This window comes from Kitasatospora xanthocidica, assembly GCF_014656195.1.
Taxonomy (GTDB): Bacteria; Actinomycetota; Actinomycetes; order Streptomycetales; family Streptomycetaceae; genus Kitasatospora; species Kitasatospora xanthocidica.
Genome location: NZ_BNBY01000045.1, coordinates 1 through 15,182 on the forward strand (window position 1 = coordinate 1; position 15,182 = coordinate 15,182).

Here is a 15,182-nt window from a genome sequence, read left to right on the forward strand (position 1 = left end):
CAGCCCCAGCGCACCCGGGTCCGCCTTCAGCTCGGTGAAGAAGGTGCCCCCGCCGCCCGCGCTCTCCTCATCCGCACCGGCGTCCTCGGCGATCAGGTCGTCCAGCCGGGACCGGGTCGCCGCCGACACCTTATCTATCCGGACTATCCCCAGGCCGCCGCTGCGATAGGGGCCGTCGCCGACATGCTCGTCGCCGGAGACGAGATCGAGGTCCACATGGAGGAGACGTCCCCGCCGTGGATCCGCGTCGTGGCCGCCGACGGTGCGCGCGTCGCCGCGGTCGTGCGCGGGATGGGCGTCCGCGTCGAGGTGCGGCGCGGCTGACGGCGGCGCCGGCGAAGAGGCCCTTCCGGTGCGTCGGAGGGTGCCTCTGGAGAGGAGCCGACCGCCTGGGAATGCGTGATTTAGACAACCGACGAAGGATCCACTCACTCAGTCGCAGGGTGGTTGATGTACGTGGGGAAGGCGGGGTGAGGGGCGCGCGCGATTCTGCTGAGAGGGTGGTTTTCTTGGCGGTTGTCTAAAACAGGGCTGAATCAGGGTGTATCAAGCCCCGCAGGCCCCACCGTCCCCAAGCCCGAACGAGTGGTCGCGAGACACTCCGGCCGCCGTTCGGCGGGCGAGTCCGTCCACGTGCGATGTCATGGGCGCCGGGCGAGCGCTCCTCCGGCCGTCCATGAGGATCTGCTCGCAAGGAGTCCCCGGAGCCGATGGAACCCGGCAAGCGGTACGACGTTCTCGCGCTCGACTACGCCATGGCCCGCGAGGACGAACGGACGTTCTTCAACATCCAGGTCGCCGTCGCGGCGATCACGGTGGCACTGCTCGCCGGTCTCGCCACGTTCCTGAGCGACACCTGTCAGCTGGGCGCTGCGAAGCCCTGCAAGAATCCCCCGGCGGCCCTGCTTGCCGCAGCTCCCTCCATCCCTCTCGCCGCGCTCGCCCTGCTGCAGATCCTCGGCGCCTCGGCCGCCCTGCGCAGCTACTACATGAGGGCGCTGGAGAAGGAGCTCAGGCATTACGCGGTGACACCGCTGCCCGAGCTCGAACCGGTCGCCGAGATCCGGTCGCCGTCCTACGCGGGGCTGCTGGCCGAACAGGCGACCCTGCGACGGGGGAGGAGCGGGTATCGGGTCCTCGCGATCATGATCATGCTCATCACGTTCTTCGCCTTCGCGAGCATGACCGTGTACATCGCCGTCAAGCTCGACGAGCGCTACCGCATCTCGATGCTGATCGTGTACGGCGTCGCCTTCGGGTTCCTGGTGCTCGACGTCGCCTCCGTCACCCTCGGCGCGCGGAGCACGTTCATCCGCGTCGCCCGCCGTTTCGCCCGCCGGCAGGACCACGGGCTCTTCGAGGGAGCCTCCCTGGACGAGGACGACGGCCGCAGCCTGGGGGCGTACCTGCTGCTTCCGCGCCCCGAGGACTGGGCGAAGTGGCTGTTCATTCCCCTGGCCTTCGTGACCACGTCCTGGGAGAGGGGGCGTGGCTTCCACTGGGAGAACATGGTCCTCGCCGTGCTGGTGGCCGAGTTCCTCGTCTACTCGGCCCGGTACCAGTGGAACGACATCCGCGGTCTGGAGCACGACAGCGGCCACCCGCTGAACGCCGAACGCCTGCGGCTTCCCCGGGTCGGATCACGCAAGCACGCACGGTTCGTCGTGTACTCCAGTCTCATCGTCGCCGCGCTTCGGCTCCTGGCGGCCCTGGTGGTCGGCCTCGCCCTCGGACGCACCGACGACGTTCTGATTCTCATGGCGGTGGTCTTCGGCCTGGCCGTCGTGTACGAGGCCCTCCGCGGCTGGGAGGACGAGCACCCCGCGGCCGCGCGCTCCCTCTGGCTCATCGTCGGTGTGGGCTACGCCGTCCGCTTCCTGGTGGGGGCCTTCGCCGCGTCGGAGCCGCCGTACAGCGTGCTCTCCGTCGTCGCCTCGTTCTACTTCTACTGCTTCGGCGTCATGTTCGTCCTCATGACCTGGCTGCTCGAGGGCACCAGCTTCTGCCGCGCGGCGTCCGAGGACAGCTGGTACGTCCCCCAAGGGGCGCTCCGCGGAAAGACTCACGTCCGCCTCCTCCTCGCCTACCTCGGATCGCCCCACGTGGACCACCTGTCCGTACTGCGGCTGCCGGGCACGGCGCCGGGCGTGGTCTGCGGCGAGAGACGGGTCCTGGAGGACAGCCGGAAGCTGAGAACGCTCCTGGCGCCGTGGAACATCGCCTTCCTCGCGGCGGTGGTCATGTCGGCGCCTACCGGAGTGCTGCTGGCGGGCGGACGGCTCGAACCGGCACGCACCGCCGTCGCCGTGCTCCTCGCACTCGCCGCGGGCTGGATGGTGATGGTCGGGTCCCGTGCGCTGCGACTGACCGCCGCCGTGAGCGGCGCCGCGGCGTTGTCCCTGGTCCTCACCCGTGGTCTGGAGGTCGAATCGGCGCAGGTTCTCGTGGTGGCGCCCTGGCTGCTCTCCACCATCACGTACATCACGTTCAGACAGCAGTCGTACGTCGAGCTGAAGAGCTTCGCGAAAGGTCTCGCCGGAGCGCTGCGATCGACGCTCCTGACCATCGTCGGAAAGATCATCGGCGAGGACACCTGGCGGAGGATCAGATGATCCTGAGCGGGCCTCGGCCATCGCCCGCCGGTCGGCGGACCGAGGACTGCGGACGGCTGGCGGCGCACTACGGCGAGTCCTGGGCCGCGAGGTACGTCTGGACCTCGCGGGTGGGTCTGGCGGTGGGGCCGGCGACGGCGGTGAGCATCGGGAGGATCTCGCGGGCGACCACGGCCCGCTCGGCGTGGTCGGCGATCTCGCGCCAGGCGGCGAGGGCGTGGTGGGCGCTGGAGCGGGAGCGGGGGGCGTCGGTGCCGGAGGTGAGGGTGTGGAGGCCCGCGGTGTGGAGGTGCCAGCGGGCGGCGGTGGCGTGGTGGCCCTGGCGTCCGGCGATGAGGCCGCGCAGTTCGCGCACGCTCGCGACGTTGCGGTCGCCTGGGCCGAGCAGGGTGGTGATGTCCTGGTCGAGCGTGGCGGCCCGTAGGGCGGCGAGGGCGAGTTCGGCGTCGGTGAGCGGGTCGGCGAGGTGTGCGGCCAGTTCGGCGAAGCGCCGGACGATGTCCTCGGCGGGAGGGGTGGCCGGCGGGCTCGTCCGGGCGGAGGCGAACGCCGCGGGCTCCGCGTAGTCCGGCGCCTCCTCGTCCGTCTCCTCTTCCAGGGGTGCCCAGAACACGGGCGTCACGGTGCCCCACGGGCGGGCGGGCTGGTCCTCGTGCAGCATCTCCGGCTCCTGTCTCACCACTTCACGACGCGCACCACATGGGTGATCCGCGTGATGGCCGCCGTACTGTTGCGCCAGCCGCTGTAGGCGACGGTGCGGGTCTGGACGCCGGTGCGGGGCGCTTCGACGATCCAGCCGTTGCCGACGTACATGCCGACGTGGCCGGGGGAGTCGTCGCTGCCGTCGGAGCCGGCGTTGAACACCAGGTCGCCCGGTTTGACGTCGTCGACGCCGACCCTGGTACCGATCTTGACCTGCTCGAAGGTCGTGCGGGGGATGGTCACCCCGGCGTGGGAGTAGGCCTGCTGCATGAGGCTGGAGCAGTCGCAGCGGCCCTGGGTCCCGCTGCCGAGCGGGTCGGTGCAGTCACCGCCCCACTGGTACCAGCCGCCGCGCTGGGCGAGGGCCCAGGCGACGGCCGTTCTGACCTGCGGGGGTGTGTCGGCGGGCAACTGGTAGTCGGGCGGGAGCTGCACGGGCACGGTGTCCTCGCCCTGGGTGAAGCGTCGGACGTCCGCCATGATCTTCTTGACGTAGTCGTACGTCTGGCCCTTCGCGAACGAGGCCGGCGGCACCCCCCTGTACTGGTCGACCCGCCCCCAGCCCGCGTTGTAACCGGCCAGGGCGAGCTCGATCGGGCTGCCGTTGTAGTCCGGGTGCTGCTTGGCCGTCTTGAGCAGGCTGCACATGAAGCGGCCCTGGGCCGCGATGGCGTCCCGGGGCTCCCAGACGCTCCCTCCCTCGCCCCAGGACGCCCAGGTCTCCGGGGTGAACTGGGCGATCCCCTGCGCCTGGCCGCTGTTCGCGCGCGGGTCGAACGCGGACTCCGCGTTGATCTGCGCGGCGATTACTCCCGCGCTCAGCCCCTGGTCGCACGCGGCGGCGGCGGCCCTGATGAACCCGGCGTACTGCTCGGGGACACCGCCCGGGCCCACGCGCAGGGTGTCCGACGCGACCGGGACCGCCCCGCCGCTGCCGCCGTCCCCGCTCGGAGTGTCCTTCCCTGCCGTCGCGATGAACATGACCAGCCCGATCCCCAACGCGAGCGGGCTCGCCGCAGCCGCCGACGCTGCGGCGACCAGCCCCGCTTTGATGCGCACTCATCCCCCTTCGATCGAGAACCGACAAGACGACACCGATCGCGCCTCCGTGGCGCCGACGTGACGTGACGTCAGATCCGTGACACGCAAACGCGACCGGCGTTTGCTTCCGGTTCCCCATCGAACGGGTCTGCGACCGGGGCTGTCATGAGTACGCATACTCATGACAGCCCCGCCCCTGATCCACAAGGCTGATCGTGACCGAGACGGAACTGTCCGTGAGTGGTTCGGGGGGATGGTGGCGAAGAAGAACGTCCCGGCGGTGGAGCTGCCGGGACACAGCCGGATCGTGGTGCCCGTCCTGGCGGCCGTGGGAGGCAGCGGGCGGTCGACCGTCGCGGGGCTGCTGGCCGCCTCGCTGGCGTCTTCCGCGCGGAGCGTGGTGCTCGACCTCGCCCCGCGCCTGGCCTCGCCCTGGCCCGGCTGGACGACGGAACCCGGCACGGGGCTCGCCTCGGTGCCGCCCGCCGCACCGCTGAGCCGCCGGCGGGTGCTGGCCGCCGCCACCCGCCTGCCGGGTCCGGCGGACGACGGCTGGCAAGTGCTGACCGACCACCGGGAGTGGAGCGCGCCGCCGCTGCCGCTGCCCGCCGACCCGGCCGCCTGGTACCAGCTGGCCGCGATCGGCGGCTGGCAGGCGGTGGTCGCGGACACCTCCCACCCGATGGCGCACGACCTGGTGGCCTCCCGCTCCGCCGGGCGATCCGGACTGACCGCCGCGTGGTGCGGACTGCCGGTGAGCGTGCCGGTGGTGTGCGCGGCCGCGACCGGCTCCGGGATGGCGGCCCTGCAGACCGCGCTGTCGGTGGCCGCCGCAGAAGGTCTGGCGCTGGAGCGCACGGTGGTCGCCCTGGTGTCCACCGGAGACGGCCGCGCGCCGGCTTCGGTCCGGGCCGGGGAGACGATGCTCGCGCCGCGCGTCGCCGCCGTCGTCCGTGTGCCCTACGACCCGGGCATCCGAGCACGGGGCCTGCGCGACGCCTCGCGTCTGGACGCCCGTTCCGTCCAGGCCGCCGACCGGCTCACCCGTGCCGTCATCGCCTCCGCCCACGCGAGCTGGGGCGACCCGCTGCCCGCGGCCGCCCGACCGGCCGCGGCACCCGTACAGACCCGATCCGCAGAAGCCCTAGAAGCAGAAGCCGTAGAAGGAGCGCTGCTGTGAGCCAGATCCTGCACGCCGTCAGCACACTGCTGTCCGACCCGCACACCCACATCCTGGCGGACGACCCGCCGGCCACGTCGGTCCCGAACCCGATCCCGTCGTACAAGCCCCAGCTGCCCTCGAACGTCAGCGGGCCGACCGGCACGATCCTCGGCTGGGTCGCCGGCGGCGGCCTGGCGCTAGCCGTCCTCGGCGGACTGCTGGGCTGGGCGGCCGTCGCCGTCGGCGAGAACTCCGAGCGCGGCGGCATGGCCGCGCGCGGCAAGAAGGCCATCATCATGAGCCTGATCGCCGGCATCGGTATCGCCTGCACATCCGGGCTGGTGTTCGCCGCGTACTCGATGGCCGCCTGATGGCGGACCGCCATGACCGCGCCGCGCGCGGGGCGCGCCTGCGCCTGATCGGGATCGGTGTGGTGACCGCCGCGGTAGTCGCCGCCGGAAGCGTCGCGCTCCTCCATGGCCTGGACGACGACACGGACACGAAGCCGGGCGCGGCCCCGGCCGCGACCGCCCCGGCGAGCCCCGGGCCGATGTCGTCCCCGAGCCCGTCGGCCACCAGGACCCTGACCCCGAACACGGCCAAGCCGGCGCACCTGCCCAAGCCCACCGGCCAGAAGGACGGCGCCAGCATCGGGTTCCCTCGCTACGGCTACGGGCCGATGGCAGCCGCGGTCTACCACCTGGACGAGCTGTCGATGCTGGACGACGACATGGTCCGACGCCAGCTCACCGTCATGACGGCCAAGGGCAGCGAGGACTCGATCGACAAAGCGGTCAGCGAGGTGCGCAAGCTTCGCGAGCAGGTGGGCCTGCCACCCTCCGGCGGCACCCCGGCCGGGCTGACGATCACCACCAACGTGGACGCCGCGCAGGCGTGGGCGCTCAACGGCGACGGCTCCGTGATCACCGTGTGGATGCACTACAGCCGCACCGCCACGCTGCCCAAAGGCGGCCCGGACGACGACCCTCTCAAGAACCAGCTGGCCAACATGATCCTGCAGTGGGAGGACGGCGACTGGAAGATCACCACGGATCCCAAGTGGACGGCCAAGAAGGGCGATCCGATGCCCTACAACCCGGATTCGCCGGCGTCCGCGAAGGACGGATGGCTGGTGGTGATCCGTGACTGACCGCGGGCTCCTCCGGCTGCTCACCGTCCTGCTCGCCGCGCTGATGTCGTTCGGGGCGGTGGCTGTCCCGGCCGCGCTGGCCGACACTCCGACCAGCGAGGAAAAGGCTCACGCCCCCAACGGCCCCCCGGACAAACCCGATCCGCAGTGGCTCAAGCAGTGGAACGACCGCTCCGAGGGCAACTGGGGCGTCGACACGAACGGCCACTGGTGCATGATGCCCGAGGCCAACAACTGCACCTTCTACAAGCAGCCCGACACCTACGACTCCTGCGAGGAGCACAACGTCGGCTGTGACGACCCGAAGATCACCGAGGAACGGAAGAAGCGGGAGCTCGCGAAGCTCGCGGAGTGGGAGAAGGCCACAGACCACGGCGCGTACGGCTACCAGAAGATGGACGCCGCGATCAGGAAGTGCATCGAGGGGGGCCAGAACTTCCACGAGTGCCAGCAGCTGAACGCCCAGCTGATGGTGCCGGACGGCGGGCCGGTGGCCTGGGTCGAGGGCAAGATCTCCAAGATGGCCTCGGACGCGCTGAAGGAGGCCGCCGGCGCCATCGGCGAGGGCGTGGTGTGGCTGTTGCAGCAGTTCGCCGACAGTTTCAACGACGTCTCCACGATCGACCTGGGCAAGGTCGGTATCGACAAGGTCACCGGCACCCTGACCGTACTGTCGGTGCTGGTCGCCGCCTTCCTCGCCCTCGTCCAGTTCGCGAGGGTCGCGGTGAGCCAGCAGGGCGCTCCGCTGGCGACGGTCCTCAAGGGCCTCGGCAAGTACGCGCTCGTGCTCGGGGTGTACGCGGGCGCCGCGCAGGTGGTCCTGAACTGGATCGACCAGGTGTCGATCTGGATCATCAACCTCTCGTTCAAGGGCGGCGGGGACGGGAAGGCCGATGCCGCGGCGGCGATGAAGACGCAGCTCGGCGCCCTGTTCTCCGGGCTGGTGGCCAGCGGCGGGACGAGCACGGCTCTCATCTCCGGGGGCGGTGTGATGAGCCAGGCCGTCGGTGTCGTCATCGTGCTCGGCATCCTGTCGATCCTGGTGATCGGCGCGCTGTGGATCGAGATGTTCCTCCGGCAGGCCGGAATCATGATCCTCATGGCGGCCATGCCGATCGCCCTGGCCGGCCAGCTCGGCGACGAGACCCAGGACTGGTGGCCCAAGGCCCGCCGCGCGTTCACGGCCCTGGCGTTCTCGAAGCTGGCGATCGTGGTGTGCTTCGCGATCGGCTTCAACTCCATGGGCGAGTCCCAGGGTGTCCGCAACGTCATCGTCGGCCTGATCGTCTTCCTCCTCGCCGCGTTCGCCTGGCCGGTGCTGGCCCGCTTCCTGACGATGGTGGAGGCCGGCGGCGGCAACTCCGTGGCGGCCGGGATGGTCTCCTCGATCGGTTCCAGCGTCGGCGCGATGTTCGGCGGTTTCGCCGGAGGAAGCCTCGCCGCGGCCGGGGCGGGGGCCGTCGGCGGCGGGTCGGGGTACACCAAGGCGCTGGAGGAGGAGACCTCGAGCGGTGCTCCGAACGACGCCTCGGGTGAGGTGACGCAGGTCGGCCCGGGCTCCGGCAAGCGCTTCTTGAAGGGCGACCCGAGCCGTTCCTTCGCCTCGAAGCTGGGCGGGGTGGTCGGGACCGGTCTGCAGCTCGCCGCCGCCGGGGCCGCAACGCTGGAGGGCGCGGCGGCGAACACCGCCGCTAACGCGGGCCTCGGCGCCCCTGGCAGTGGCCACGCCACCGTGGTCCCGCCCCGCAAGGGCGGCGGCGCCGCGCCACCGGTCGGCGAGCAGAAGAGCGGCGGCGCCGATGCGCCCGCCGAGCCGAAGAGCCAGGGCTCGGGCCCGGCCTCGGGCTCGTCCGAGGCCGACCTGCCGGTGACGGCGGTGTCGGGTGGCCCGGTCTCCGACGGCGCCACGCTCCCGCCACAGACGGGTGGCACCACCGCTCCCGCGCCCGAAGCCCCTGCGCCGCCCGAGGCCTCCGCCACCGCGACCCCCGCGCGGGGGACTCCCGCGCCGCCGAAGGACTCCGGCACCGACACACCCCCGTTCGGCGTCCCCGTCTGGATGCCCGAGCACGGCGACATGCCGTGGCGCCCGCCACGGCAGGACCCCGCCCCGCAGCCGCCGACCCCCGAAGGGAGCTGACCGCATGTCCGTGTCCCACGGCCGGCCGGACACCTACACCGGCTGGCAGCGCGAGAAGTCCGGCTTCATCGGCGAGCTGTCCGGTGTGGGCTTCGCCCTGATGGCCGCCGCCTCGGTCGTCGCCCTCGTCCCGGTCTACCGGCACAGCTGGACCGCCGCCCTGGTGGCGCTGCCGCTGTCCGGCGTCCTGCTGCTGCTCGCGTACGGCCGGGTGATGGGCCTGGCCGCCGAGGAGTGGCTGCTGCTGGCCGTCCGGCATCAGATCGCCGTCGCCACCAAGCGCAACGTGTTCTACAGCGGGGTGTTCGCCCCCGCCGACAAGGAAGGCAATCAGCCGATGGACCTGCCCGGGGTGCTCGCGCGTCTGCGGATCCTGACCGCGCCGGACGGCCAGGGCGGCACGCTCGGCGTCGTCCACAACCCGATCGACAACACCTACACCCTCGTCGCGAGGGTCACCTTCCCGGGCCTCGCCCTGGTCGATACCGACCGGCAGAACGCCCGGGTGCGCCAGTGGGCGGCGTTCCTGCGCGGCCAGTGCAAGGAGGACGGGGCGATCACCCGTATCCAGGTCCACCAGCGCAGCCTGCCGGACGACGGCGAGGCGCTGCGGTCCTGGACCGTACGGCACGCCACGCCTGACGCCCCGGCGGCCGCCGTCCAGGCGCTGGAGGAGCTGATGGTCTCCGCGGGGCCGGCCGCGACGATCCGCGAGACGTATCTGTCGGTGACGCTGTCGGCGACCCGGGCGCGCCTGGCCGTGCGCGGGGCCGGCGGCGGGCAGGTCGGCGCGGCCGCCGTCCTGGTGCGGGAGTTCCACGCAATGCACGGCTCCCTGTCGTCGGCGGGCCTGCAGGTGGTGGAGCTCCTGGAGCCGCGCCGGGTGGCCGCGACGATCCGCACCGCGTACGACCCGGAGGCGCAGCAGATGCTGGCGGTCCGTGGCGCGGCGGCCGAGGATCCCTCGTACAAGGGTGTGCTGCCGGGCGTCGATCCGGCGCTGGCCGGTCCGGCGGCCGCCGAGTACACCTGGGGCCTGTACCGGCACGACGGGGCGTGGACGGTCACCTACCAGGTGCGGAACTTCCCGCAGTCCCAGGTGTACGCGACGTTCCTGCAGCCGCTGCTCAGGCCCCGAACGAACGCCCGGCGCTCGATGTCGCTGGTGTACGAGCCGGTCGGCCCCGCACGGGCTCGCAAGGAGCTGAGCAAGGAGAAGACGAAGCGTCAGGCGGCCCGGTCGCTGCGGGCGAAGACCGGACGGTCGGAGAGCGAGGACGAGCGGCGCGAGGCGGAGATCGCCCGGGCGCAGGACATCGCCCGTGCCTCCGGGCAGGGCGTGGTCCGGATGGTGGCGCTGATCGCGGTGACGGTCACCGACCTGGAGGAGCTGGAGACGGCGTGCGCCGAGCTGCAGGCGGACGCGAGCGACGCGGGTCTGGAGCTGCGGCGGTGCTGGGGCGCGCAGGACGAGGCGTTCGCCGCGGCCGCGCTGCCGCTCGGCATGGGTCTGCCGCCGCGAAGGATGGCGATCTGATGGGCATGTTCACGCGCCGCGGGGATCGCGGCGACACCGCGCTCGAAGCGACGAAGGTCAGCGATCTGTTCGATCCGGCCGAGGAGGTGCCCGCGCAGCGTCAGCCCACGGCGCGGGAGCTGCGGCGGGCCCGCCTGCTGGAGGACCCGGCGACGGCGATGCGGATCGCCCCGAAGAAGGGGTGGCACCAGCCCTACGCGGGCCGGGCCGCCTCGCACGCCAAGGCCGAGGTGTTCCGGGCCGACACGGGCCGGGCGAGCGGCATCTACCCGTTCCTGCACGCGGCGGCGCTGCCGCCGGTCGGCGCCTACATCGGGTTCAACACCCTGACCATGCAGGCGTTCAGCGCGCATCCGAGCGTATGGGTGAAGGAGGGGCTGGCGACCAACCCGAACGTGATCCTGACCGGCATCCCCGGCAGCGGGAAGTCCGCGCACGTCAAGGCGCTGTGCTTCCGGCTGATGGCCTTCGGGCACCGCACGCTGATCGCCGGTGACGTCAAGGGCGAGTACGCGCGGCTGTGCCGGCATCTGGGGGTCGAGCCGGTGCGGCTCGGGCCGGGCCTGCAGGGCCGGCTCAACCCGTTGGACGCCGGGCCGCTCGGCGCGGACCTGCACTTGATCAAGGACGGCGCCGAGCTGACGGCGCGGCTGACCGAGATCCACCGGCGGCGGCTGACGCTGTGCAAGGCGCTGCTGGAGCTGCAGCTGAAGCGGGTGCTGCTGCCACAGGAGGAGGAGTGCCTGGACGTCGCCGTGCGGGAGGTGACCGGCGCGCTCGGCGGGGCCGGTCACACCCGTCTGGACACCCCGACCCTGCCGTCGGTGTACCAGGTCCTCAAGGATCCGACCCCGGCCATGGCGCGGGAGCTTCGGGTGCGCGGGGACGACGTGCAGACCGCCCGCGAGCAGATGGCCAGCATCCGCTCCGCGCTCGGCAGCATGATCTCCGGCCACCTGGGCGGCCTGTTCGACGAGAAGACCTCGGTGGCGCTGGACTGGGGCGCGCCGATCCAGTCCGTCGACATCTCCGCGCTCCAGCAGTACGGCGACGAGGTGGTGGCGATGGTGCTGACCTGTGTCTCCTCGTGGGCGCAGTCCGCCATCGACCGCCCTGGCCGTCCCTGGATCGTCGTGCGCGACGAGCTGTGGCGCCAGATGCAGTCCGGCGGCTCCAGCATGGTGCGCAAGATCGACGCCGACCTGCGGCTGTCCCGCGCGACCGGCACGATCCAGCTCCTCGCCACCCACCGCCTGAGCGACTTCGAGGCGGTCGGCGCGGCCGGCTCCGAGGCGGTGGCCATCGCCAAGGACCTGATCGCCTCCTGCGAGACCCGTATCCAGCTCGCCCAGGACACCAAGCCGCTGAACCTCACCCGCGAGGCGATCGGCCTCACCGACGCCGAGTGCGACCTGATCGGGTCCTGGGGCGCGGGGCAGCGCGGGCGGGCGCTGTGGAAGGTCGGCCGCGGCGGCGGCTCGCACGCGGTGCAGCTCCTGCTCTCGCGCACCGAGAAGGAGCTGTTCGAGACCGACGAGAGGATGGTGATCTGAGGTGGCCTCGGACAACCGGGTGGACGACGGCACCTTCCTCGCCGGGCTGGCCGCCGGTGCGGTCGTCTCGCTGGGGGCGGTGTCGCTGGCGGCGGGCGCCCTGGCCGGACTGCTGTCCGGGGGCGGTATGCCCCGGATGACGGCGTCGGTGCCCGAGACGCTGCTGCTGTCCGTCGCGCAGGGGCCGGCCTCGGTCTACGACCCGGCTCCTCCCGGCTGGCTGTTCTACACCGTCCTCGGTCTGCTGGTCGTCCTGCTGGCGGTGCTGGCGGGTGTGGTCGTACGGAGGCTGGGGCGGCGCCGGCGCCGCGGGCTCGCGGGCGGCGCGACGTGGGGCGGGGCGAAGGTCGAGAAGGCGATGGCGCTGCCGGACGACCCGGCCGAGCGGCCGGACCGCATCACCGCAGGGCGGGGGCGGGAGACCCGCAAGGTCGTCGGCGTGATCGAGCGCAGCGCCTCCGCCATCGCGTTCGGCCCGCCCGGCTCGGCGAAGACCTCCGGGCTGCTGGCCCCCAACGTCGCCGAGTGGCAGGGCCCGGCGCTGGTGACCACCACCAAGGCCGCCGACCTGGAGGAGATCTACGCCGCCCGCAGCCGGATCGGCCCGGTGTGGGTGATCGCGCCCGCCGGTCTGCCCGAGGGCCCGTGGCGCGGCGCGCACTGGTCGCCGGTGGACTACGCCGTGGACGAGGAGGCCGCGGAGCGGATGGCCGAGTGGATGGCGGACGCCTCCCAGAAGGCGTACGACCCGAAGGCCGAGCCGTGGATGATCCAGGCGCGCGCCATCGTCGCGGGGCTGCTGCTCGCCTCGCGGGTGTCGGGCGGCGGCATCCGGGCGTTCCGGCGCTGGCTCACCCAGGGCGAGGCGGCGGTCGACCACGTGCGCGCCCTGCTGGAGGGGGAGCACCCGGAGGCGGCGCTGGACTACGCCCAGCCGTGGTCGACGCTGCACGACGACGGCAAGGGCAGCGTGCAGTTCACCCTCAACGTCCTGGCGGCCACCTACCGCAGCGAGGGTGTCCGGGAGGCCGCCGGGTCCACCGACTTCAGCGCGGAGGAACTGCTGGAGCGCAACGGCACGCTGGTGCTGATCGCGGCGCCCTCGCAGGCCGACCGCTTCGCGCCGTACTTCACCTCGCTGATCGCCGCCGTCCTGCACGCGGCCGAGGTGCGGTACGAGCGGTGCGGCCGCCATCCCGACCGCACGTTCGGCCTGTTCGTGGACGAGGCGGGCAACTTCCTGCGCTACCCGAAGCTGCCGAACGTGCTGACCACCGGGCGTGGCATGGGCATCGCGGTGCTCGGCATCTGGCACGACTACTCGCAGCTGGTCGCCCGCATGGGTCGGGAGGGCGCGAAGACCATCGTCTCGGCCTCCACCCTGCGGCTGCTCCTGCCGGGTCTGGCCGACGACGAGACGCTGCGCTACATGTCGTTCCTGTTCGGCAAGGAGCTGGTGGAACGTACGAGCCGCACCAGTGGTAGCGGCGGCGGCCGGGACTCCACCTCCACCAGCGTGGTGGAGTCCGACCTGCTGCCGGTCCACCAGCTGCGTGAGATCCCCGAGCACACCGCGATCGCCCTGTACTTCAACCGGCCGCCGGTGCGCGTGCGGATGCGCCTGACCTGGCGCGACCGGGACGTCAAGGCGTGGCTGGCCCGGCCGGCGGCGCCGGCGCCGGGGTTGTCGCTCGACAAGAGGGAGGCCGCCGGTGCCTGAGCCCGCCGAGGGCGCCGCCCCCGCCACCAGGCGGTGGGTCTGGTCCGCGATGGAGCCCGCCGACCGCCAGCAACGGCTGACCGAGCTCGCGATGTGGGTGGACTGGCTGACCGACCACCACCACCTGCACCGCCGGATCCCCCGCTGCTGGTACCGCGACGGCCACGAGCCCGTCCTGGAGGTGCTGACGGCCCTCTACCTCGGCTGGGTCCGCACCTACGCCGGCGACCCGGCCCAGGCCACCGCCTTCGGGGAACTCGCGTGGATCCGGGAACTGCACGCCGCCCTGCCGCTGCTCGCCGCCCCGACCTGCGACGACGGCCACCTGGCCCCGCCCCCGCGCCGGGGCCCCACCGGCGAGGCCCTGCACGACTGGCTGGACACCGACCCGCCCCGCATCGCCGCCGCCGCCGACCACCCGGCACCGGCCGAGGCCAACCGCCTGGCCGCCGCCCTGCACGGGGCGACGGGGCCGTCGGCGCCGTCAGCCTGACGTCGCTACCGGTGCCACGGGCCGCACTCCCACCGTCCGTCCACGTCCCGCAGGCAGACGCGGTAGGTGTGGTCGGCGCCGACCATCGCGCTGAACGCCTGGAACGAGGACTGCGTCGACTCGACGTACGAGGGCCCGTCGAGCACATCGATCCGGAACGACCGGCCGTCGGCCTTGTCCGCCTTCGCCCACACCGCTTGGCACGTGGGCGAGTACCGTGCCCAGACCTCCGGATACGGGGCGGACCCGGCGTGCACCCTGCTCTTCGGCACGTCCCGGGCGTCGCCCTGGCAGCCCTGCGACTTCGGGTTCCTGCCGTCGCAGGCGTTGCCGTGGCACCCGGCCGCCGCGACGGCCGGAGACGCCGTCATTGGAGCCCACAACGCCACTGTCGAGAGGGCCACGACGACGGTCCTGAGGAGGCGGGAGGCGATCATGCGCGGTCCTTTCGGCTGCGCGGCGGCCGGGACGACCGCCGCTCCTGGCCTTCTGAATAGCGCCTCCCGCACGCTCCGTAGACGAAGAACGGCCACATCTTCACCGGATGGGGTGGCCGGCGGATCGCCGGGTTCACGACTCGAGGCCACCTCCGTGCCTGCCGCGCGCGTACGGGGAGCCGGTGCTCCGCCGCGCCGTGAGCGGCGCCGCGCGACTCCGCTCACGGCTCTCAGCGGATGATCTGGTCCCGTCTGACCGTGAACTCCTCACACCCGTCCGGTGTGGCGACACCGTGAGGCGAGGTGGAGACGGTGACGATCCCGTCGTTGTCAGGCGGGCCGGAGCACTCGCGGACCACGCAGTCGACGGTCACCTCCACCGGATAGACCGAATCGGAGTCGAGATCCATCCCACCGCCGAAGATCGGGGTCTTGTCGATCAATGACCAGCGCCGTCCACCGGCATCCGTGAACTGGACCTCCACGATTCCCGGGAACGGCTCGTCGTCCACCCAACGGACGGCCTCGCAACGCAGTTCGACCACCAATGCCCCCAGATCCCTCTTCCAGGCCACCCGTTGCAGTGCTCGAAGCCCTCCTCCACGCTGCCCGCGCACACCGTATCCTCCGGCCCC

Annotated in this window: 14 protein-coding genes; 9 read left to right on the forward strand and 5 right to left on the reverse strand. The window is 72.2% G+C overall.

Going from position 1 to position 15,182, the window contains the following annotated elements; genetic code table 11:
* The coding region (locus tag IE332_RS41570; RefSeq protein ID WP_229929245.1) for a hypothetical protein at positions 1-216 on the reverse strand (216 nt) is incomplete at its 3' end.
* A gap of 494 nt (positions 217-710) precedes the next feature.
* Between IE332_RS41570 and IE332_RS38190 the strand changes: the two genes are divergently transcribed.
* Positions 711-2,612, forward strand: coding sequence for a hypothetical protein (locus IE332_RS38190; protein ID WP_189925928.1), 1,902 nt, complete (start codon positions 711-713; stop codon positions 2,610-2,612).
* A 67-nt stretch (positions 2,613-2,679) separates the two neighbouring features.
* Here the strand turns inward: IE332_RS38190 and IE332_RS38195 are convergent, their stop codons facing one another.
* Complete coding sequence (locus tag IE332_RS38195; RefSeq protein WP_189925930.1) at positions 2,680-3,273, reverse strand: hypothetical protein; 594 nt, start codon at positions 3,271-3,273, stop codon at positions 2,680-2,682.
* Positions 3,274-3,287: 14 nt separating this feature from the next.
* Positions 3,288-4,373, reverse strand: a complete 1,086-nt coding sequence (locus IE332_RS38200; RefSeq protein WP_229929246.1) for an NlpC/P60 family protein — start codon at positions 4,371-4,373, stop codon at positions 3,288-3,290.
* A 235-nt stretch (positions 4,374-4,608) separates the two neighbouring features.
* On the opposite strand from IE332_RS38200, the gene IE332_RS38205 reads away from it, so the two are divergent.
* From IE332_RS38205 to IE332_RS38240, 8 genes are read left to right on the forward strand one after another with little or no spacing between them, the layout of a single operon-like run.
* Positions 4,609-5,535: a hypothetical protein gene (locus IE332_RS38205; RefSeq protein WP_229929247.1), complete on the forward strand. Its 927-nt coding sequence runs from the start codon at positions 4,609-4,611 to the stop codon at positions 5,533-5,535.
* Positions 5,532-5,888: a hypothetical protein gene (locus IE332_RS38210; protein WP_189925932.1), complete on the forward strand. Its 357-nt coding sequence runs from the start codon at positions 5,532-5,534 to the stop codon at positions 5,886-5,888. The genes IE332_RS38205 and IE332_RS38210 overlap by 4 nt, the downstream gene beginning before the upstream one ends.
* Positions 5,888-6,667 carry a hypothetical protein gene (locus IE332_RS38215; protein WP_189925934.1) on the forward strand — a complete coding sequence of 260 codons (780 nt, stop codon included), beginning with the start codon at positions 5,888-5,890 and terminating at the stop codon, positions 6,665-6,667. Before IE332_RS38210 ends, IE332_RS38215 begins: the two co-directional genes overlap by 1 nt.
* Positions 6,660-8,807, forward strand: a complete 2,148-nt coding sequence (locus IE332_RS38220; protein ID WP_189925936.1) for a hypothetical protein — start codon at positions 6,660-6,662, stop codon at positions 8,805-8,807. Before IE332_RS38215 ends, IE332_RS38220 begins: the two co-directional genes overlap by 8 nt.
* A gap of 4 nt (positions 8,808-8,811) precedes the next feature.
* Positions 8,812-10,344 (forward strand): SCO6880 family protein, encoded by a 1,533-nt coding sequence (locus IE332_RS38225; protein ID WP_229929248.1) that lies wholly within the window; start codon positions 8,812-8,814, stop codon positions 10,342-10,344.
* A complete protein-coding gene (locus IE332_RS38230; RefSeq protein WP_229929249.1) occupies positions 10,344-11,897 on the forward strand; it encodes a putative type IV secretion/conjugal transfer ATPase in 1,554 nt (517 codons plus the stop codon). Before IE332_RS38225 ends, IE332_RS38230 begins: the two co-directional genes overlap by 1 nt.
* 1 nt (position 11,898) lies before the next feature.
* Complete coding sequence (locus IE332_RS38235; RefSeq protein ID WP_229929250.1) at positions 11,899-13,617, forward strand: type IV secretory system conjugative DNA transfer family protein; 1,719 nt, start codon at positions 11,899-11,901, stop codon at positions 13,615-13,617.
* Positions 13,610-14,110, forward strand: coding sequence for a hypothetical protein (locus tag IE332_RS38240; protein ID WP_189925938.1), 501 nt, complete (start codon positions 13,610-13,612; stop codon positions 14,108-14,110). The genes IE332_RS38235 and IE332_RS38240 overlap by 8 nt, the downstream gene beginning before the upstream one ends.
* A 5-nt stretch (positions 14,111-14,115) precedes the next feature.
* On the opposite strand, the gene IE332_RS38245 is transcribed toward IE332_RS38240, so the two are convergent.
* Positions 14,116-14,481, reverse strand: coding sequence for a DUF2690 domain-containing protein (locus IE332_RS38245; RefSeq protein WP_189925940.1), 366 nt, complete (start codon positions 14,479-14,481; stop codon positions 14,116-14,118).
* Between the two features lie 296 nt (positions 14,482-14,777).
* A complete protein-coding gene (locus IE332_RS38250) occupies positions 14,778-15,095 on the reverse strand; it encodes a hypothetical protein (RefSeq protein ID WP_229929251.1) in 318 nt (105 codons plus the stop codon).
* Between the last annotated feature and the right edge of the window lie 87 nt (positions 15,096-15,182).